Source organism: Holdemania massiliensis (assembly GCF_022440805.1).
Taxonomy (GTDB): Bacteria; Bacillota_I; Bacilli_A; order Erysipelotrichales; family Erysipelotrichaceae; genus Holdemania; species Holdemania massiliensis_A.
Window position 1 is genome coordinate 2,952,354 of the sequence record NZ_JAKNTK010000001.1, and the last position, 19,171, is coordinate 2,971,524.

Sequence of the window (19,171 nt, forward strand, 5' to 3'; positions counted from 1 at the left end):
TTCTAAATAAAAGGCTCCTTTATGTTGTTTGAGGAGCCCTTCTTTATTGTTTGTTTAAATCTGTGTTCTTCTAAATCTACCTGATCAGACAACCGGTGCAAACATCGGCAGACCTTCCAGGAAAGCCAGAACAAAGCCAAGCAAAAACAAGAGCAGCATCACGGTCGTTGTTTTCTTTCCTTTGCGGATCAAAGCGAAACAACCGAATGCCAGCAGCAGCGGCAGCAGCTTTGGCGCGATTTCATCGAAAATCGACTGGATCGCCAAAGTCTGATGATTGCCCATGTTCAGTGTAATCGTGGTTGTGAAATTGATCATCGTTGCGATCATGCAGCCGACAACTGTTGCGCCCAGCATTTTTGCCGCCATCGAGAAGGTTTCCAGCATTCCGCCTTCCGTCGCGTTTTCCATGAACGACAAGCCCTGTTCGTAGCCGATCTGCAAGCCTTTATAACGAACAAACCAATGCGGAATGTTGTGAATCAAAAGGAACAGAATCGGGCCGAGAATATTGCCTTGCATACAGAAGGAGATGCCGACGCCCAAACCGATCGTTCTGAGCGTACCCCAGAAGATCGAATCACCAATGCCGGAGAGTGGTCCCATCAGCGCGGTCTTGATCGCATTGATGGAAGAAGCGTCGAAATCAGGATTGGACGCCGCTTCTTCTTCCATCGCTACCGCGATGCCCTGAACAAATGTCGTACACTGCGGCGTGATGTTATAGAATACCAAATGCCGCTTCATCGCTTCCTTGAAGCCTTCCGGATCATCCTTATAGATCCGGCGCAGATGCGGAATCATGGCATAGCCGAAGCCCAGTCCCTGTTGGCGTTCATAATTGAAGCAGCCCTGCAGGCAGCAAGAGCGCCAGAAACCGCTCATGAATTCTTTCTTTTCCATTTTTCCTGTTGTCATTGTGGCTTCCCCCTTTACTCGTTAGCCTTTCGCTGAACCATATTGTAATAAACGACGGCGATCACGGCGCCCAAACCGGCAACGCCCAGCGAATTCACGCCCAGGAAAGCCGCTAAGATAAAGCCTAAGAAGATAAACGGCGTTGCGTCCTTGTCCATGATGTAGTTCATCAATAAGGCGATACCTAAAGCCGGCAGCACACTGGAAGCCTTGGTCAGACCGTTCATTACTACTTCCGGAATGAAGTTGATAATCGTTTCAACCGCACCGGAGCCGAAATACAGCGCTAAGAACATCGGAACGAAGTAAACAATCGCAAATATGACGACGCCCAGCCAGTAATACCGTTCAATCGCTTTGAAATCGCCGCGCTCCGCCGCTGCATCGCATTTTGGATTCCAGACGTTATTGATGATCCGTGGGATAATTCCGCATGGCTGAAACAACAGCGCAATCGGCATCGACAGCGCAATCGCTGAATCCGGCGTCAGATTGGACATGATCGCAAAGGCAACTGCCAGAATGGTTCCGGCCGAAGAGTTTGGCAGTGAGGTTACGCCGATTCCGACAAACCCCATAAAGATCAGCTGTAAAGTCGCCCCCATGACAAGTCCGGTTTGGACATCGCCGCAGATCAAGCCGACTAAGGTCGCTTCCACGATCGGTGTGTTCAATAAGTTCTGACCCAGAATCCGGCCGTCAAGAATACTCAGGACATGCACCATGGATACCAGGATACACTGGATTAAAAACATAAATTTTTCCCCTTTCCAAGTGTTTTACTTTTTATTTTTTTCAAAGATAGAATGGATCTCAGGCAGTGAAATCTTAGGCTTCGACGGCGCTTCCTGGACGTAAACTGTCCGGCCTTGTTCGGCGATGGCGTCCAGGGATTGCAGATCCTCTTCGACTAAGAATACCTGATTGGAAATAGACGTGCGGCCTTCCGCAAACCGGATGCCGCCCAAATCGACTTCCTTGATTTCCGCCACCTTGGCACATAGCTCAACCGCGTCTTCACAGCTGCCGCAGATCAGCAGAATCTTGCGTTTGGCATTGGCGGCATTGTTGAGATAGTCCGCCGCTTTGACTACGGTCAGCACCTCCATTTTGCAGCCTGCCGGCTTGCCGACGGTCAAAGACATTTTGAGCATGGCGTTGGTCGCGTGCTTGTCGTTGGCGATGACAATGGTGTCCGCGCCGGTCGCATTGATCCAATAAACCGCAACCTGGCCATGGATCAGACGATCATCAATTCTGAGAAGTTTAATCATGAAACATCTCCCTTTCTTTTTTTATTCCTCATTACTATCCAGCTGGTCATTGATGAACAGTAATGTTTGCCGACTGGCTTCGACAGCTTCCCGCAGAATGGCGCTGATATCTCCTTCCATTGGATTCAGCGTAATCTCTAACAACAGGCCTAAATTCAACCCTGTTAAAATATAGAGATTCGGGAAGGTTTCCAAAAATGGAATAGCGATCTGAGTGGTGCTGCCTACGGGAATATCCGTCATCAAGATCAGCGGATCTTCCGCCGGGAAGCTATCAAGAACCTGCTTCACTCGCTGCGTCATCGTTTCCGGTGAGTCCTGAGCCTCCATGCTGATCAAGGTCAGCGAGTTTTCCATTCCGGAAATCACCTGCAGAGCAGAAGCAAAGCCTTCGCAAAGACGACCATGAGTGAGTAAAACAACGTGTTTCATATAAGCCCCTCCTAGTAAGCGCTATCATTTTTGTAAACTTAATATAGCACAATCAAATTATAATGTCTATATATTTATTGTAATTTCTATACTTTTATAATCAATTTGACTATATATTTAAATTGGCATCAGAAAAGCATCGGCAAGACCTCGCTGTAACATTAAGTACACTTTTATTGACAAACTGTTTCTGATGAATTTATAATCAAATTAAAGAAGAAACAGAGGAAAAACACACGAAGCGGCGGCAGTCATATTAAGTGTGCTTTTTGCGTCAAAAAAATATTACCCATCACAAAAAAAAGAAGCCCGAAGGCTTCTTTCAAGAAAGGGAATCGCAGTGAATTAAACTAATTGGCTTTGGTCTTGATGGCTTGAGAAAACCGATAGTTATAAACGGTGATGGCATTAATGCGGCAGTCATCGCATACGCGGCTGGATAAGATCTGAAACGGCATGACAAACAACATCGGCAAAAGCAGACTGCAGGTATCCACATCGATTGTCATCACACGCTTATCGCTGTTTCCCGGATGACGCGTGATCAGATAGACGCGGTCCGTCAGCTGATGCAGACCTTCATAAATCATCATGACGCGGTCATGCATTTTATCGTCCATGTCCAGTAAGAAAACCGCATTATCTTTCTTGATTTCATACACTGGACCATGAAGAAATTCTTCGGTTTCATAGACGTTGGACGGAATGCCGATTGTTTCTTCCATTTTCAATGCACCTTCGATTGCCGGACCGAAGCTTGGACCGATGCCGACGGTCATCGCCCGTTTCATCGACCACAGTTCTTCCTTATTAGCGTCATACCATCCGTCGATCTTCTCACGGATGCGCGGCATTTCATGAATGATCGTTTCAATCTCCTTCATGCGTTTCTTATAGCTGTCCTTCGGATAAACACCCTTTTTCACGCCGGCTTCCAGGGCAAACAGAATGAAATACAGCGTGGATGTCGGAACCCCACGGCAGACAAACACGTCATCCCCTGGACCATAAGAACCGTATTCCAAGACCGTATCGCAATAGCGTGTGATCGGACTATTCGGAACCATTGAAATCGCCACGACGTCATTGCCGCATTCCTTCGCCTTGATCACAGCTTCAATCGTATTGGTGCTCTTGCCGCTCTGCGACATGCAGATAACCAAAGCATTCTCATGGAACTGATAATCATATTTGGCATACGTAACAGAGTTGATCAGATCGACCTTTACGCCCAGATACGTCTGAATTGCATACTTCGAGCAGTTGGCAATGTTGTAGGATGAACCGGAAGCCACCATCACGATCTTCTTATAATCCTTTGCCAGAAACAGATCGACAAGCTTGCCAACCAGGGCTTCTTTGTTTTTGAACATTGCTTCAGCCGTCGCTGGTGTTTCCAGCACGCAGTCGTACATCCATTTTTTCATTCTCATGTCCTCCTTGAGATTTTCCAACGCAAACATTGTGACCAGCAAGTTTCGTGAGGAATAAGTGCATCTGTATATTTATATATACATTTACAAAATCATTATATACTTTTTTAATCAAATCTCAAGAGGATATTTTACAAATTATGTTTTTTTCAGCGCTCTGCCAGAAAACCAGTTCTGAAGGTATAGGCGTATTGGCTGCTGATATAGAACGTTTTGATATATTCATAGGGCCGGTGCTGCTGATCATACGTAATGTGTTCATTTAAAAGCAGGGCGGTGTTGCCGACACCCAGCAGTTTTTTCTGAGTCTCAGTGGGCAGATGCGCCGTTATTTTATTCAGCGCGCCCCCACGGTAAACGCCGACAGAGTGAAGATACTCCGTCAGCGAGCCTTCCAGCGCCCTGACGTTGATCGCCGGAACGATCTTGGCGGAAATATAGGTGTAACTTAATGCGATCGGATTCCCATCCCCTGTTCGCAAGCGCACAAAATAATGAATCAGTTCGTCCCCAGTCAGTTCCAGATATTCCGCAACTTCGGGAACATCCGAAGCTTTATAAACCTTGTATTCGATCAGCTGTGAACCCGCCTTCATTCCGACCGAAGCCATATCATCAGTAAAGCTGCCGCCCTGAGAGATGCTTTTGGTCACCATCCGCGGCAGCACAAACGACCCCTTTCCGGCCGTTCGTTCAATATAGCCCTCCTGCGCAAGATTAATCAGCGCCTTATTGACGGTCAGCCGTCCGATCTCAAATTTCTCACTCAGCTGCTTTTCCGTTTCAATCTGATCCCCCGGCTTCAAGTCGCCTGACTGAATCCGATCAATAATGTAATTTTCAATGATTTTATACTTTGGCATTTCTTTCATAGTGTCCTCCGTTTTCCACAGTCTTTCCGCTGCGGTCTGCCTGAATAAAAACTTTTCTGAACTTTGCTTTCAGATATGTTTCCATTTGATTTGTTTATACATTCTAACTATATCATAACTTACCGCTGAAAACCAGCGGCTTAAGAAAACAGTCTGGCAAAGCAATTATCCTATATATTTTATTGATAATTCCCTATGTTTTGCCTTCCTTTTTCGTTATAATAAAGAAAAAAGGGGGATCTACCATAATGATCAAAGAAACCTTTGAGATTTACTGTGCGGTGATTGGGAAACGCTGCCGTCCAGGTCAGCTTCAGCGTTTTCTGTCCCGTGTTCAGGCCCAGGCTCAGGCCCAAAATCAGCCTTATGATTGTGTTGAGATGAAAGAAAAAGGTGTTCTGTCTCGCTGCCTTTTCCTGAACGATCCGCTTAAAAAAGATTGCATTCTGATGGCATTTTATGATACGCCGATGGCCTGCCTTGTTCCGCATCATCCCTACTACCCCTACAATGGCGTGAAAAACCGGAAAACCGAACAACTAAATTTACTGCTGCAGTTGGCTGTCACTCTTTTCTGCGTACTGGCGTTGATAATTCTAACCTTTCAAAAAACAACATGGGAAAAGCAGGGGTATGGTATCCTGTTCTGGATTCTGCTGCTGTTGCTTGCGGCAGTGGCTTCGTTTATTAGCCGCGGCTTTGCCAACCGGAATAATTACAGCTGGGATGCGGCATTAACCGTTCTAGATGAAATTTCCTACCGGCATCCGGAATGCGGTGTCATGCTTTTAGATCATGGTGTCGATCAGGCCAGCCTCGCCTTGCTTCTAAAGCATTACCCAGCTTTGATCGACAAGGAAATCATACTGATTGAACCGCTGGGCAGCGGAGATACGGTGCAGTTTCACGCCGCTTCCCATTGGAAACAACGAGTCCAGTCACTGCCGCAATTTTCAGGCTGGAATTTGAATCTGAACAAGTTGTCCGAAGTCAATTCAATCCATCAGAGATTTAAAAACATGCTTTGTGTAGGAAGCGGAAAGATCGACAGTGACGGTGATCTGGCCGTTGTCGGCTGCCGGACATCCCAAGATCGGAAAGTTGATTTTAACCGGTTAATCTGGCTGACTTACGCTCTCTGCAGCCTATTGGAAGTCCGCTGATTTCCAACCATTTTATTCAAAAATCTTTGATACACTGTTGAAAGTCAGTTCTATCCGCTGACCCTTGACTCCAAGCCGTCTGCGAGGATCTGTTTTCCAATAAAAAACCTGCAGCGATTGAAGCGGCAGGATCCCAATACCGTGAAAGACTGATAAACCGTTATTCGTCTTCGCGGTTTTTTTCTTCTTCATAATTCAGTTTGTGCCCATACAGACAGGCAGCAAAAATAACCAAGGCAATTCCACCGCCAACCAGCCAATTTCCATCCCTTAACCAGCCGGAACTGAAAGCCATCGCCCAGAAGGCGCTGAAGGCTGCCGAAACCAAGAAATAACCCAGCCGAAAGCGGAATAAAACTTTAATCAGCAAAATCAGGGCGATTCCCCCAGCCAGACACAAGAGGAGGGATACGCCGTTGTCCTTCAAGGTAAAGCCAAGCAGAAAAGCAAAAAACAGGCTTTCGATATTCACAATTTTCAGCTCTTTATAACCATCAAAAAGACTTTTGTTGCGCATCTCTTATTCCTCCAACTTTTTTCTCTACCGTAATTATACACAAACTGATTCGAGTTGCAACGTCGAAGCGGATGAGAAACCGATGAAACAATCTGCCCATCCATTGGAAATACGTCTTCCCAGTTCAGCATCATCAGAACATTATTTACCGCTAAAGCATCAGCGTTTTCGCTGATCTCCTTTAGCCTTGACGAAAGCTTCAAGGATGAGAAAAACCGGGATTGAAGGCAGCCTTCATTCCCGGCTTATTGAACCTGAGTTCTCCGTTAAACAGAATTACGGGTGACTCTCATAAAGAATCATCTGTCCTGAATTGAGGCTGGCCGGCACATCGATCAGCCGTTGGTTCGCGGATCCGCGAAACGTTAGATTCAGCGATTTCTCAGCAATGACAAAGGGTCCGTCGATCAGCACGTCGATCTGTTTCAAAAAAGCCATCTGATCCGGATCTCGCTTTTCCAACAAGGTTTCCCATTGATATCCCGTATAACACCAGACATTCATGCCCAGCTTGTGGATCTCCTCAGCCAGCTGAGCACAGACCGCCGCCTGCATCATCGGTTCTCCGCCGGAAAACGTGACGCCGTCCAGATAGAAATGCGCTTTCAGCTGATCGGCAATCGTTTCCGTAAGCATCAGCGTTCCGCCGTCAAAGGCATGGGTCTGGGGATTATGGCATCCCGGACAGCCGTGCGGACATCCCTGTGTCCAGACAACAGCCCGCAGACCCTCGCCGTCGACAATGCTGTCAAACTGCACCGGTGATGAACATCGCAGCTCAGCCATGTTTAACACGGTCACGGACTTCTGCCCGCTTGGCATCGTTAAAGCGATCCAGCGTACCAACCAGATATCCGGTAATGCGGCGGATGCGTTCAAATGGAATCTCGTCCTCGGTTCTTCCGCAGCATGGACATTCATCATTGATGATCCCATTAAAGCCGCAGACCGGATCGCGGTCGATCGGATGGTTGATCGCACCGTAGCCGATTCCCAATTCCTTCATCATTCGCACAACCTTTTCAAAAGCCGCCAAATTGGCAGACGGATCGCCGTCCATTTCAACGTAGGAAATATGTCCGCCGTTGGTCAGGGCATGATAAGGTGCCTCAACCGACAGTTTATGATAGAAATCGGTTGGATAGTAAACCGGAACATGGAAAGAATTGGTGTAGTATTCCTTATCGGTTACCCCTTCAATTTTACCGTATTCCTCTTTATCCATCTTGATAAAACGGCCTGAGAGACCTTCAGCCGGCGTTGCGATCAGCGAGAAATTCAGACCGTATTGCTTTGTGTAGCTGTCGCAGCGTTCCCGCATCCGTTTGATGATCGTCAGGCCCAGCTGCTGAGCTTCTTCGCTTTCACCATGATGTGCACCGACTAACGCTTTCAGACATTCAGCCAGTCCGATGAAACCGATCGTCAGCGTACCATGCTTGAGTACCGATTCCAGCGTATCCTCAATATCCAGCTGATCAGAATTCAGCCAGTTGCCTTGTGCCATCAAAAACGGGAAGTTCTTGACCCGGCGCGCGCACTGAACACGATAACGTTCCAGCAGCTGATCTTTAACCAGATCCATCTTGTCATCTAGTTCTTGATAAAAGCCTTCCAAATCGCACTGCCCCTGTAAAATCTCACCATGCTTTAAGCCCAGGCGCGGCAGATTGATCGAGGTGAAGCTGAGGTTGCCGCGGCCGACAACCACTTCATTTTCCGGATCAATCTCATTGCCGATGACGCGTGTCCGGCAGCCCATATAGGCAATTTCAGTCTCCGGACGGCCTTCTTGATAATACTGCTTGTTAAACGGCGCGTCGATGAAGGCGAAGTTCGGGAACATCCGCTTGGCGGAAACTCGGCAGGACAGCTGAAATAAGTCATAATTCGGCTCGCCTGGATTGTAGTTGACGCCTTCTTTGATCTTGAAGATCAGAATTGGGAAAATCGGTGTTTCATGATTGCCCAAGCCGCTTTCCATCGCCAGCAGCAGCTGACGGGAGACCATTCTTCCGGCTTCGCTTGTATCCGTGCCGAAGTTAATCGAGCTGAACGGTACCTGCGCGCCGGCTCGGGAATGCATTGTATTCAGGTTATGAATTAAGCCTTCCATCGCCTGATACGCCGCCCGCTCGGTTTTCGCCAGGGCTTTCTCATAGACCAGAGCCAGCTGATCCGCCGCCATGGCAATCGCCTTCAGATCCGTCAGTTCGTCGATCTGAGCTAAAGCCGCATTGAAGGCAGCTTCATCCAGCGCCTGCGTATAATCAACGTAGTCAGTCAGTGCCTGACGATAGTTTTTCTTAAAGGTATGCATGATGCCCGGAGCCAGATAATAATCAAACAGCGGAATGGATTGGCCGCCATGCTGATCATTTTGATTGGACTGAATCGCAATCGCCGCCAGCGCTGCATACGAAGCGATATCCTTCGGTTCGCGCAGAAAGCCATGGCCGGTGTTAAAGCCGCCATGAAACAGCTTGTCCAAAGGAATCTGCAGACACGTCGTCGTTCCCATCGGGTAGAAATCCATGTCATGAATATGGATATCGCCGTTTTCATGAGCGGAAGCCACTTTGGAATCCAGACAATAAGAAGTCGTATACGCTTTGGTCAGCGTGCTGCCGTACTGCAGCATCATCCCCATCGCGCTGTCGCCGTTAATGTTGGCATTTTCACGTTTTTCATTAACTTCCTTGGAGTCCTTAATCCCGAAGTTTTCCAAAGTCTTCATCAACCGATGCTGCCGGGAAGAAAAACAGTCGCGAGCCAATGCCCGTTTCTGACGGTAATTTTTAAACGCTTTATATTCCTCAATAAAGCCTTCTTCCACAAAAGCTTCCTCAACCTGATCCTGAATCTTCTCAATTTCAATCCGCGCCATGCCTGAGGCTGCGATCTGATTCAAAGCCCGGTTCAGGACTTTCTTAACATTTTCTTCACTGCTGTGCGTACCAACATTGTTAAATCCCTTTTCGATGGCATTCTGTATCTTTTCGGTGTGAAAACGAACAGTGCGGCCGTCGCGTTTCATGACTTCAATTTCCATAATTACACTCCTTTTCATCATCAGCGGGAAGAAAAACAAGGCTGGCGAAGACGCTGTGGTCCAAGCACACCTTGTTTTATCCCATTCCCTGTTTCATTCCAACTTTGCTTTTTCACTTCGAGTTTCTTTCGCTTTGTAAACTTTCCCGAATGGTTCTCATTATACCCTATTTTTTCCAAACATCAAAGCCGGATGCTTCTGGAAAATTCAACAAAATTATCCGCTTCGGCTTTTGTTCTTTTTCCGAAAGTTTTATCCCGCCGTTCTGCCCCGAAACCGACTAATAGCTGTCGGTATATTTAAAGGTAAACTGATCCTGATCCTGAATCGGTGTTTCATCGACTGCCGGGCAGAAACCTGCGGCTTTGCAGGCTTCGTTGTTTTCGGATTCGTACAGCCACCACGGTCCGGTTGCCATCTCGCCCTGTTTTACATCCAGCAGTCCGGTTAACAGCCGTCCATAAGTGCTGCTTTCCATTTCCGCTTTCAGTTCTGAAGCGTCATCCAGCATTTGACCCAGAGTTTCAGCCTGGGTTTTAATCGTTCCGGAGAACAGCTCCGTTCCGTCAATTTCATTCACAACGGTCACACGAATCGTCTTCGCGCCTTCCACCGTCTTCGGTTTCAGTGCATTAAAGCCCAGAATACACAGCAGTATAGCGGCCAGTATCGCAGCCGCCGCAATCCATTTCTTTTTCATCGTTTATTTCCTCTCCAATTTTTCCAGCCGGTCGATCAGCGGATCCAGCAGAAACAGCGCTTCCAGCGCGCTCAGCAGCCCTTGAACGAGCGACGTTTTTAAACCCATGACAATATAAATCAGCGTGACTTTGGGTGAAAACACAATAAACGGCAGATCGAGCAGCTGACCGGTCGCAAATGAACAGAAACCGACCAAAACTACCGCCGCCCACCGATGCTGCAGCAGCTTCGCTTTCAGACTGCCGAACACCACAGCATAGACAGGATAGATCAGACAGTAAGCGAACGTCCAGATTGAAACGCCCTGCACCAGCATGTTGACCAGCGTAAAGACCAGCGCGGCATAGAAAACCTCACGCCGATCAAAGGTCAGAGCCAGTACCGCAATCGTCAGGGTGATCGCTTCCAGATACAGCACCTGAGAAAACATCGTAAAGACGACAGCCATCATCGCCGCCATCATCGCGATTCGCGCAATCTGCTTAACCGACATTGTAGCTGCGGGAAACAAAGGGAATCTCCGCCACGCCTTCCAGCCGATTTTCTTTCAGCGCCATCTGAAAGAACACATTGGACAAAAGATTCCAGAAATCCAGCAGAATCGGCGGAACCGTTTTTTCCTCCCGATCGATCGCGTATGCGATCCGCAGTACCGCTTTGCATCGGCTGCGCAGTCCATGCAGCGCACAGGCTCCCGCACAGCCTGCCGGCAGCACAAACTGTTTCAGCTCGCCGTTTTCCTGCGTCAGTTTGACATACAGCTGATCCAGCCAACGGAAATCTTCCGGCCGAATGGCCAGTTTTCCCCGAATGGATCCATTCGCGTGATAGACCAGCTCACACAGCTTCAGCAATTCAGGCTGATGCTTCACACAATGCACAGCTTGTCCGATCAGCGAGGCCATTTCATCCGTGGCGACCTCATAATCACATTGCCGCGATGTTTCTTTCAGAAACGAATAAGCACAGCAGCGTTGATCCATTTCCATCCCCCTTTCTCAATAAAAAAACTCATTCCTGAATTCAGAATGAGTGAGTTTGACTATTCCATGATTAAAACGAAGCCAATCACAGCCTAGCCTTTAATCCTTCACCCAGAAGACAAGACTTATTCATTTCGGCCGGTCTACCGACTTCACATCATCCGCCCTTCCGCCTTCCCATATCTTCATACAGTGGCTGTTGGAAGTTTGTCCGCTTCACGGTTGCTGGGGCAGTCAGAGAAATTCACTCTGTTCCCGATTAAGCAGTTTCCTGCACCTGAAATGCGTATTCATTATATCATGCCGTCGGGTAAAATAAAGTCTTTTTGCTTTAAAGATAAGCCTTCTGTCACAAAAAGGTTAAGATCAAGGCGGTGATGATTCCAGCCAATGCCACAATAACCGCGCCAAGGTATACAGTGATTCGATCCTTTAAACCAAGCCTTAAAATCAAGACAAAGATTTCAGAGCCAAAGGCCGCGATGTTCAGCCATGAATCATCTGTGATGTGTCCCCAATTCCAACGGAGAGTATAAGCTATACATACCGTAAGAAAAGCAGTAATACCTAAAATTTGAAGCGTTTTCGTGTTTTTTTTGCCAGCCTCTGGAAAATCAAAGGTACTCAGCAGAAAAGCAAAGTCGATTAAAAAGAGGTTAAGGACTGAGAAAAATTCAGATCGAAGATCCAGACCCCATTTCTGACATTCCCACAGCACACAGGCCAGAATTAGGAGCAGAATGAAAATAAAACCTAAATCCCGCAATCTTTTCAAAAGGCTTTCGTTCTTCATTTTCTTTCCCTCCTTCCTTATGGCTGATGAATCATCAGTTCCAGGACAAGGTTCTCTGACAACGGTGTTTCCGCTACAATCCGACCGCTCGCCGGACTGACAATCACACCGATTTCCTTTCCGTTATCCAATGCAGAGAAAACATAGAGATCTGTTTTTTCTTCCTGCATCGTTAATTCGGGAGCTGCCTTTTCATAGATCAGCTCCAAAGCATGAGGATATGTATTCACGGCATACTGCACCTCATCCAGTCCCTGTTTCCTCAACAAGACTTCGGCCTGATTCACTGTTTTCAAACCGGTAACCCAGGGAAAAGCGAGGATAAAAAGGAATACTAATATTAAAATGCAGAATATGGGTTCCGAGATTCGTTGACCCCAGCCGGGAATTTTATTTTTTAATTTCCAATGATAGAATCCCTGCCCCAGCCCCATCATCATCAGATATCCGCCCTCCAGCATATACGGAAATAACGCCCAGCACACCAAACCGAGGACAAACGCAATGACGGCAGTCACAGGCAGCGTCTTTTTGTTGCCGACCCAGGATTTTAATTCCCGCGCTTTGCCTTCCTTTCCGCGCAATGCCCAAATAATAAAATAAGTAGGCACCAGCACAACAATAAAGGTGATCTCAACGATATTCTTATACAGCTGCTGCGTACAGTAATACACGGCTGCCAAATCCACACCATAAAGAAGCATCGCAATGATCATCAGACCATAGGATTTCTTCCTGTTTATCTGTTTATTCATCCTCACACCTTCTTTCATTTCACTCTCCTGATTCGGGATTCATCCTGACTTAATAACTTCAGCACCTCATTTTCCAATAACGGCGCCTGGGCTATGATCTTTCCGGTAACCGGACTGATGAGGATTCCCATTTGTTTTCCCTGACGTACCGCGGTAAAAAGATATAGATCTGTTTTCAGTTCCTGATTGCTTAACCCTAGAGCTGAATTGGGAAAAATCCAACTCAGTCCATAACGATTGGCATTGGTTCGATATTGAATATCAGTATATCCCATTCGATTCAGCAGTTCTTCGCCCTTCTGCGCCGGCTTTAAATGGATCATAATAGGAAAAGCAAGAATGAGGATCAGTTCCACAGACAGGATGCAGAGCAGACAAGCTGAACCTCTTTTTCCCAGCTTGGGAAACCAGTTACTTACACCATAATAGTACAGCCAGTAACCCAGAGTTATCGAAAATATAAACTGATAGATCAAATTGTAAGACGTCAGCCAATTCATCACGCCGATAAACAAAAATCCGATTGCGATATAATTCAGGGATTGATTACCATTTGCGTTGACATTGGTTGAAAGCTTATTCATCTCGTCTTTATAAAACCAAACACAGAATAAAATGAATAACACAATGACGAAAAAGGACGGATGGATTCCGATAATATCTTTATAACCGTGATGCAGACTATTCCATAAAAGGCCTAAATCCAACAGAAACAAGAAACTTGCCGCTGTCACTAAAGCATATTTCCCCCAGTTTTTTTCTTTCATCCGTCTTGATCCCTCCCCTGCTTATTTCTCCAGCATTAAAACTTTTAATTCCGGGCTATCTTCCCAATACTTCTGCACGATAATTCTTCCCGTATAAGGGCTGACAAGCATGGCTCTGTTTCTGCCTTTTTCAATCGTGACATAGCCGTAGAAATCCATGCTTCTTTCCTTTTCTGTCAAGATTGCAACCTCATCAGGAAAAAAGAATTCTGCTTTGTTGTGATTCACAGCTGCTATGAATTGAATTTCTACAAGTTTTTGTCGTTTTAATGCAAGCCGTACCCCCTCAATATCCTTTAGTTCACTCCACAATGGAAATCCGATCAAATACCCCAATATAAACAAGCAGGCAAAACAGGTCTTTTTTCCTGCACTGTTTTTCATCTTAGGAAACAGCCTCATCATCACTGCATCAAAGAGAATGGCAGCGATTCCGCAGGCGATAAGCGGCCCGCCTATCAATTGATTAGGAAAAGCGATATCGGTATAAATTCCAACCCCAAAAACAACAATCAGAATGAATGTTCTTTTCCATTGCTTTGCGCTGAAACTTGATAACCAAAAGTTAACAAGAACGATAAAAACAACGGCACACACCCAATCCGCTTTTATGATTTTGCCATAAAGCAGTGAAAGCACTTCCGCGAACAGCATGACTAAAATAAATAAAACAATGCTGAAAACTTTCCAACAGTTCCAACGTTTGAAAAAATGTTTTTTCATTTTTCTTCCCCCGCTCTATTTCCCCTTATTTGCTTACATTTTATCATATTCCCTCGGCTTTAAAAGCCGCGCTTTTGCAACTTCATGAATTATTCATAATTGAGTAACGAGACCAGTCAGGGGGTTATGGGGAGAACCTGAAACCTAATTTTCAACTCTCACCGAACCTGTCGTCTATAACATAATACCTGTCAGTTAAAACTGCTCTAAAAACGCAATAAGATCCGGCTGCCCGGATCTTCTATTTTTTTATACGGATTGACTGAATCAGTTCTTGTCTGATTTCTTCTGCCGCTTGACCTTTCGCCGGTTTCCCTAAAATATAGGCGAAACTATCGCTCCATTCCTGATCGCTGTACGCTGCTGCGTCAAAATTAAGCAAAACTCTCCGCAAGGGAATGAAATACCCCTGCGTATGGAGATCGGAGAGATAGGGACATCCGCATTGATCAGCCAGAAATTCAAGTAAACTTTGTTTCGGCATTGTTTCTGTCCTCCTTTTTTGTCAACTAAATCAGACTTTTTTATTACTGATATAATGGATTTATACAGAAACAGGCTGCAAATTACGCAGGTTTCAGTTATAAATCCATTATATTCCGAATGTCAAAAAAAGTCTACTTTTTTAGATGCAGGCTGAAAACTAAGCTTGCCGCTTGCACCACCGCAAAAAGGTTTCGTGCGAAACGCCAAGCTGCGAAGCCGCCTGCCGTGATGAAATCTCTTGATTTTTCCACTGCTGACGTAGTTCATTGAATTGATCGGGAACCGGAATCTTCGGTCTTCCGAATTGAACACCTTTGCGTTTTGCGGCTTGAATTCCCTCTTTTTGCCGCTGCCGGATATTTTCACGCTCCGTCTGCGCGACATAGCTTAACAGCTGCAGCACCAGATCGGCAATCAAAGTGCCGGTGAGGTCTTTTCCTTCCCGCGTATCCAAAAGCGCCATGTCCAAAACCACAATGTCAATGCCTTTTTCTTTCGTCAGATGCCGCCACTGCTGAATAATTTCTTCATAGTTGCGGCCCAGGCGGTCAATGCTTTTAATTACAAGCAGATCGCCCTTTTTCATTTTGCGGATCAGCCGCCGGTAACGTGGGCGGTTAAAGTCTTTTCCACTTTGTTTTTCGATGACGATGTTCTTTTCAGGGACCGGGAATTCCAACATCGCAATCATCTGTCGATCTTCGTTTTGATCCTTCGTCGATACTCGTACGTAGCCATAGATTTGGCAAGTCATGATCTTTCCTCCTTTTTCCATTCTATATAAAACCCTATACAAAACGCAATTATACGCTAAAGGTAAAAATTTCCAGCACTTTTAGTAAAAATAAAAAACACAGATTTCTCTGTGTTTTCAATGAATGTAATAATTAACGGAGTAATTACTCGCCAGATATCGCCAAATTTTCTACATACAGCGAGCTGCAGCGCACACCGTTTAAATCCTGACGGCCGTCATTGCCCAAAGTCACGATCGAATTCATCATTTCCAAATAATTGGCAGCGATCGTAATTAAGTGAATCGGATAAGCAATCTGCCCTTTTTCAATTTTAAACCCGCTGGCCTGCAATGAGAAATCTGTCGTCAGCGGATTCAATCCCGCATGCAGCCCCTGCAGATCGGTGATCAGCACGCCTTCCTCCATCTGAGCAATCATGGCGTCCAGGGATTGATCTCCCGGTTCGACAAGCAAATTCGTCGGTGAAATCTGAACCGGACTGCTGCAGCCATTTTTAAATCCGTTGCCAGTCGAGGCTCGGTTCGCTTTCAGCGCACTTTTCCGATCATAAAGCGCTTCTTTAAACACGCCCTTTTCAACCAGAACGGTGCGTTGAGTCGGAACGCCTTCATCATCGAAGTCACAGCTGACAAAACCATCAGGAAGCTGCGGATCATCGACAATCGTGATCAACGGACTCATGACTGGCTGTCCCTGACGATCCTTCAATACGGAAAGGTCTTTCTGAATCTGTTCCGAACTGAACATCGACCACAGAGAACCCAGCAGATCTGTGGCGACATCATAACGCAGGATTGCCGGATAACGGCCGGAAGGAATCCGTACGGCAGAGAGCTTGGACACCGCCTCATGTACCGCTTCTTCGACCAGCTCATCCGCATCCTGGGATGTCAGATCCTTGATGGAACGCCAGCTGAACCCATTTGTTTGTTCCTTGCCGTCCGACGCAATGACGCTCAGCGTGATCAGACCTAAAGTAGAACTGCGGGTTCCCTGTAATCCCTGGGTGTTGGCCAGAGTCGTCAGGGAAGCGACCTCTTGATAGCCGCAGGCAGATACCCGCTGAATTCGGGAATCTTTTTTCAAGGCGGCTGTTTCAATTTTTTTCATGAATTCAATTTTTTCCGATGCCGTATGCTTGGCCAGCGTCTTATCGCTGCGATCATCCGTCATCGGTGTCTGGCCCTGTGTAAACAGCACGGTATCCTCGGTTTCCAAAGCATCCGCCAGTTCACAGCATTGTTTTGCCAAGGCCTGTAGTGAAGCCTCGTCTGTTTTTTCGCTGTAAACACTGGCGCAGCGCCCCTTCCGGGTTCCCCGCAGCGAAAGTCCGCTTGAATCCGAAACGACGAACTGCCGCGGCTGCTGATCAAGGATATCAAAGCGCAGCGTCTGAGTTTGACTTTGATAGACCTCAGCCTCTTCCAGGCCCTCTTCCCGGGCAAATTTCAAAAGTGTTTCTGCGATCATTTCAGTTTTCCTCCTTTGCCGCCGACGGTCATTGAACGGACACGGATTGTCGGCTGTCCCACATCGGTGGGAATGGAACCGCTCTTGGATCCGCACATCCCCTGTTCCCGTGAGCCGTTATCTGCGATTTTATCAATTTTAAACAGGATTTCAGCCCCGTTGCCGATCAGCGTCGCGCCTCTTACTGGTTCGGCAATCTGACCGCCGCGAATCATGTAGGCTTCCAGTACCGCAAAGTTGAAATCACCGGTAACCGGATTGACCGAACCGCCGCCTAAACGCTTCGCATACAGGCCCAGCGGGGTATCCGCAATGATTTCTTCCACTGTCGAGGTTCCGTTTAACAAAAATGTATTGGTCATCCGGGAAGTCGGCTCAAACGTGTAGTCCTGACGGCGCGAAGAACCGGTCGCTTCCATCCCCATCCGCCGAGCGTTCAGCGGATCGATCAGATAGCCTTTGAGGATCCCGTTTTCGATCAGCAGGTTCCGCTGGCTTGGGTGCCCCTCATCATCGATGTTATTGCTGCCCCAGGCGTGCGGAATCGTTCCGTCATCGACGGCGTTGACCAGCTCACTGGCGACTTTCTGCCCCAGTTTGCCGCAGAAGACTGAGTTGCCGTAGGCGACACTGGTGGCTTCCAGCGAATGTCCGCAGGCTTCATGGAAGATGACGCCGCCGAAGCCATTATCAATGACCACGGTCATTTCTCCGCTTGGACATTCATCGGCATTCAGCATCACCTTGGCTGTGCGGGCGGCATCCTGAGCCATGGCTTCGATGTCGATTTGATCATAGAATTCATATCCGGCATGAGCACCCGGTGCTTTCGCGGAGTTCTGCATCCGCTCTCCCTCGACGGCTACCGCCTGCATGCGCATCCGTGTCCGCTGACGATTGTCACGGACAAACTTGCCTTCACTGGACGCGATGATGACGGTTTGATCTTCATCGGCAAGATTAACGATGGCTTTTTTAATCACAGGATCATAGCTTAAAAGGGCATCGTTGGCGCGCTGCATTAACTGGCGGCGCTGCTTTAGGGTCACGCTTTGAACCGGGATTTCCGGTGCATGCTGATCCACGATTTCCTGCGGCTGAAGAAGCCGGCACTCCGCCTGCCGTTTGCGGCCGATGGACTCGGCCAGCTGATCGATCACCGTCATGATTTTTTCATCGTCCTGTTCGTTGGTATAGCCATAAACTGTGCGTAATCCGTCAAAAATGCGAATCGACAAACCCCAGCGTTCACCGCTGTTGGCCGCTTCAATTTTGCCGTTGAGCATGGAAACACTGCACGTCCATTTTTCCTCTTCAAACAATTCTGCGAAATCTCCGCCCCGAGCCAAAGCCCGATCGAGATATCGCTGTGCTTTTATCGTATCTAAAAACATAGTTTTCCCTTTCTTTTTCTGTTTTCAGCAATTATTCACACAGGATAACTTGTTTTTCTGTGTGAACCTTGTTATTATGGGACTTGTAGTTTTTCAAAAGGAGTGATTTCATTGGAAAAACCCATTGGATCCCGTAAAAATTTCGCCGATTCCGAAGAAACGCTGGTCAGCGAATTCATGGAACTGGTTCAGGATATTCTGCATATTGACGACGTTCAGGAGCTGCGCGATTATGTTCAGCATTGCAAGACCACTCGTCTGCAGCATTGCGTTAACGTCGCTTATTATACCTTTTTAATCAGCCGCCGCTTGGAGTTGAATGTCCGCAGCGCTACGCGCGGGGCACTGCTTCACGACTTTTACCTGTATGACTGGAAAAACAACGAACAGCCGATCGAAGGCCGTCACAGCGTGGTTCATCCGCAGGTTGCCCTGGCCATGGCCAAACAGTATACGCAGGTCGATTCCATTATGGAAGACTGCATCCTCAATCACATGTGGCCGATGTCCCGGCAGCGTCCGCAGACGAAGGAAGGCTGGGTTGTCCAGGGTGTAGACAAGCTGTGTGCCGCGATGGAAATGGGAACCCAGTCGGTTCGCCGCGTCAGCCCGGTAAAGCTGAAGGCCCTGATGGTTTCGGCCATCGCTGCCCGTTATTAATTTCTGCTTTTTCTGTCAG

The 19,171-nt window shown here is 47.2% G+C and carries 22 protein-coding genes and 1 riboswitch; of the genes, 2 read left to right on the forward strand and 20 right to left on the reverse strand.

Annotated features, from left to right (window positions below; translation table 11 throughout):
• Positions 1-84 precede the first annotated feature (84 nt).
• The 6 genes from MCG46_RS13690 to MCG46_RS13715 form a co-directional block, all read right to left on the reverse strand.
• A complete protein-coding gene (locus MCG46_RS13690; RefSeq protein WP_020224263.1) occupies positions 85-918 on the reverse strand; it encodes a PTS system mannose/fructose/sorbose family transporter subunit IID in 834 nt (277 codons plus the stop codon).
• Positions 919-932: 14 nt separating this feature from the next.
• Entirely contained in the window at positions 933-1,673 is a 741-nt protein-coding gene (locus tag MCG46_RS13695) for a PTS mannose/fructose/sorbose/N-acetylgalactosamine transporter subunit IIC (RefSeq protein ID WP_020224264.1), read from the reverse strand.
• A 24-nt stretch (positions 1,674-1,697) separates the two neighbouring features.
• Positions 1,698-2,192 (reverse strand): PTS sugar transporter subunit IIB, encoded by a 495-nt coding sequence (locus MCG46_RS13700; RefSeq protein ID WP_240280483.1) that lies wholly within the window; start codon positions 2,190-2,192, stop codon positions 1,698-1,700.
• 21 nt (positions 2,193-2,213) lie between these two features.
• Positions 2,214-2,624, reverse strand: coding sequence for a hypothetical protein (locus tag MCG46_RS13705; protein WP_240280484.1), 411 nt, complete (start codon positions 2,622-2,624; stop codon positions 2,214-2,216).
• A 350-nt stretch (positions 2,625-2,974) separates the two neighbouring features.
• Positions 2,975-4,051: an SIS domain-containing protein gene (locus MCG46_RS13710; RefSeq protein ID WP_240280485.1), complete on the reverse strand. Its 1,077-nt coding sequence runs from the start codon at positions 4,049-4,051 to the stop codon at positions 2,975-2,977.
• A 155-nt stretch (positions 4,052-4,206) separates the two neighbouring features.
• Positions 4,207-4,929, reverse strand: coding sequence for a GntR family transcriptional regulator (locus MCG46_RS13715; RefSeq protein WP_240280486.1), 723 nt, complete (start codon positions 4,927-4,929; stop codon positions 4,207-4,209).
• Between the two features lie 248 nt (positions 4,930-5,177).
• Between MCG46_RS13715 and MCG46_RS13720 the strand changes: the two genes are divergently transcribed.
• Entirely contained in the window at positions 5,178-6,092 is a 915-nt protein-coding gene (locus MCG46_RS13720) for a hypothetical protein (RefSeq protein ID WP_240280487.1), read from the forward strand.
• Between the two features lie 160 nt (positions 6,093-6,252).
• On the opposite strand, the gene MCG46_RS13725 is transcribed toward MCG46_RS13720, so the two are convergent.
• The 14 genes from MCG46_RS13725 to MCG46_RS13790 all read right to left on the reverse strand — a co-directional run bounded on the left by MCG46_RS13725 (position 6,253) and on the right by MCG46_RS13790 (position 18,492).
• Positions 6,253-6,609, reverse strand: coding sequence for a hypothetical protein (locus MCG46_RS13725; RefSeq protein ID WP_240280488.1), 357 nt, complete (start codon positions 6,607-6,609; stop codon positions 6,253-6,255).
• Between the two features lie 276 nt (positions 6,610-6,885).
• Positions 6,886-7,410: an anaerobic ribonucleoside-triphosphate reductase activating protein gene (gene nrdG, locus MCG46_RS13730; RefSeq protein ID WP_240280489.1), complete on the reverse strand. Its 525-nt coding sequence runs from the start codon at positions 7,408-7,410 to the stop codon at positions 6,886-6,888.
• Positions 7,388-9,661 (reverse strand): anaerobic ribonucleoside triphosphate reductase, encoded by a 2,274-nt coding sequence (locus MCG46_RS13735; protein WP_240280490.1) that lies wholly within the window; start codon positions 9,659-9,661, stop codon positions 7,388-7,390. The genes nrdG and MCG46_RS13735 overlap by 23 nt, the downstream gene beginning before the upstream one ends.
• 280 nt (positions 9,662-9,941) lie before the next feature.
• The gene (locus MCG46_RS13740; RefSeq protein ID WP_154239032.1) at positions 9,942-10,361 is read right to left on the reverse strand and encodes a DUF4430 domain-containing protein; all 420 of its coding nucleotides are present in this window, start codon (positions 10,359-10,361) and stop codon (positions 9,942-9,944) included.
• A 3-nt stretch (positions 10,362-10,364) separates the two neighbouring features.
• Complete coding sequence (locus MCG46_RS13745) at positions 10,365-10,874, reverse strand: cytochrome B (RefSeq protein WP_147612150.1); 510 nt, start codon at positions 10,872-10,874, stop codon at positions 10,365-10,367.
• Positions 10,846-11,346 (reverse strand): ATP:cob(I)alamin adenosyltransferase, encoded by a 501-nt coding sequence (locus MCG46_RS13750; RefSeq protein ID WP_240280491.1) that lies wholly within the window; start codon positions 11,344-11,346, stop codon positions 10,846-10,848. Before MCG46_RS13750 ends, MCG46_RS13745 begins: the two co-directional genes overlap by 29 nt.
• Before the next feature lie 119 nt (positions 11,347-11,465).
• Positions 11,466-11,643: riboswitch (cobalamin riboswitch) on the reverse strand.
• 52 nt (positions 11,644-11,695) lie between these two features.
• Complete coding sequence (locus MCG46_RS13755) at positions 11,696-12,139, reverse strand: hypothetical protein (protein WP_240280492.1); 444 nt, start codon at positions 12,137-12,139, stop codon at positions 11,696-11,698.
• 17 nt (positions 12,140-12,156) lie between these two features.
• Positions 12,157-12,894 carry a hypothetical protein gene (locus MCG46_RS13760; protein ID WP_240280493.1) on the reverse strand — a complete coding sequence of 246 codons (738 nt, stop codon included), beginning with the start codon at positions 12,892-12,894 and terminating at the stop codon, positions 12,157-12,159.
• Positions 12,895-12,908: 14 nt separating this feature from the next.
• The gene (locus tag MCG46_RS13765) at positions 12,909-13,661 is read right to left on the reverse strand and encodes a hypothetical protein (protein WP_240280494.1); all 753 of its coding nucleotides are present in this window, start codon (positions 13,659-13,661) and stop codon (positions 12,909-12,911) included.
• A gap of 21 nt (positions 13,662-13,682) precedes the next feature.
• Positions 13,683-14,384, reverse strand: coding sequence for a hypothetical protein (locus tag MCG46_RS13770; protein WP_240280495.1), 702 nt, complete (start codon positions 14,382-14,384; stop codon positions 13,683-13,685).
• A gap of 241 nt (positions 14,385-14,625) precedes the next feature.
• Complete coding sequence (locus tag MCG46_RS13775) at positions 14,626-14,868, reverse strand: hypothetical protein (protein WP_240280496.1); 243 nt, start codon at positions 14,866-14,868, stop codon at positions 14,626-14,628.
• A gap of 159 nt (positions 14,869-15,027) precedes the next feature.
• A complete protein-coding gene (locus MCG46_RS13780) occupies positions 15,028-15,624 on the reverse strand; it encodes a recombinase family protein (RefSeq protein WP_020224277.1) in 597 nt (198 codons plus the stop codon).
• A gap of 145 nt (positions 15,625-15,769) precedes the next feature.
• Entirely contained in the window at positions 15,770-17,098 is a 1,329-nt protein-coding gene (locus tag MCG46_RS13785) for a TldD/PmbA family protein (protein ID WP_240280497.1), read from the reverse strand.
• Positions 17,095-18,492: a TldD/PmbA family protein gene (locus tag MCG46_RS13790; RefSeq protein ID WP_240280498.1), complete on the reverse strand. Its 1,398-nt coding sequence runs from the start codon at positions 18,490-18,492 to the stop codon at positions 17,095-17,097. Before MCG46_RS13790 ends, MCG46_RS13785 begins: the two co-directional genes overlap by 4 nt.
• 102 nt (positions 18,493-18,594) lie before the next feature.
• On the opposite strand from MCG46_RS13790, the gene MCG46_RS13795 reads away from it, so the two are divergent.
• A complete protein-coding gene (locus MCG46_RS13795; RefSeq protein ID WP_051032510.1) occupies positions 18,595-19,152 on the forward strand; it encodes an HD domain-containing protein in 558 nt (185 codons plus the stop codon).
• Positions 19,153-19,171: the final 19 nt, after the last annotated feature.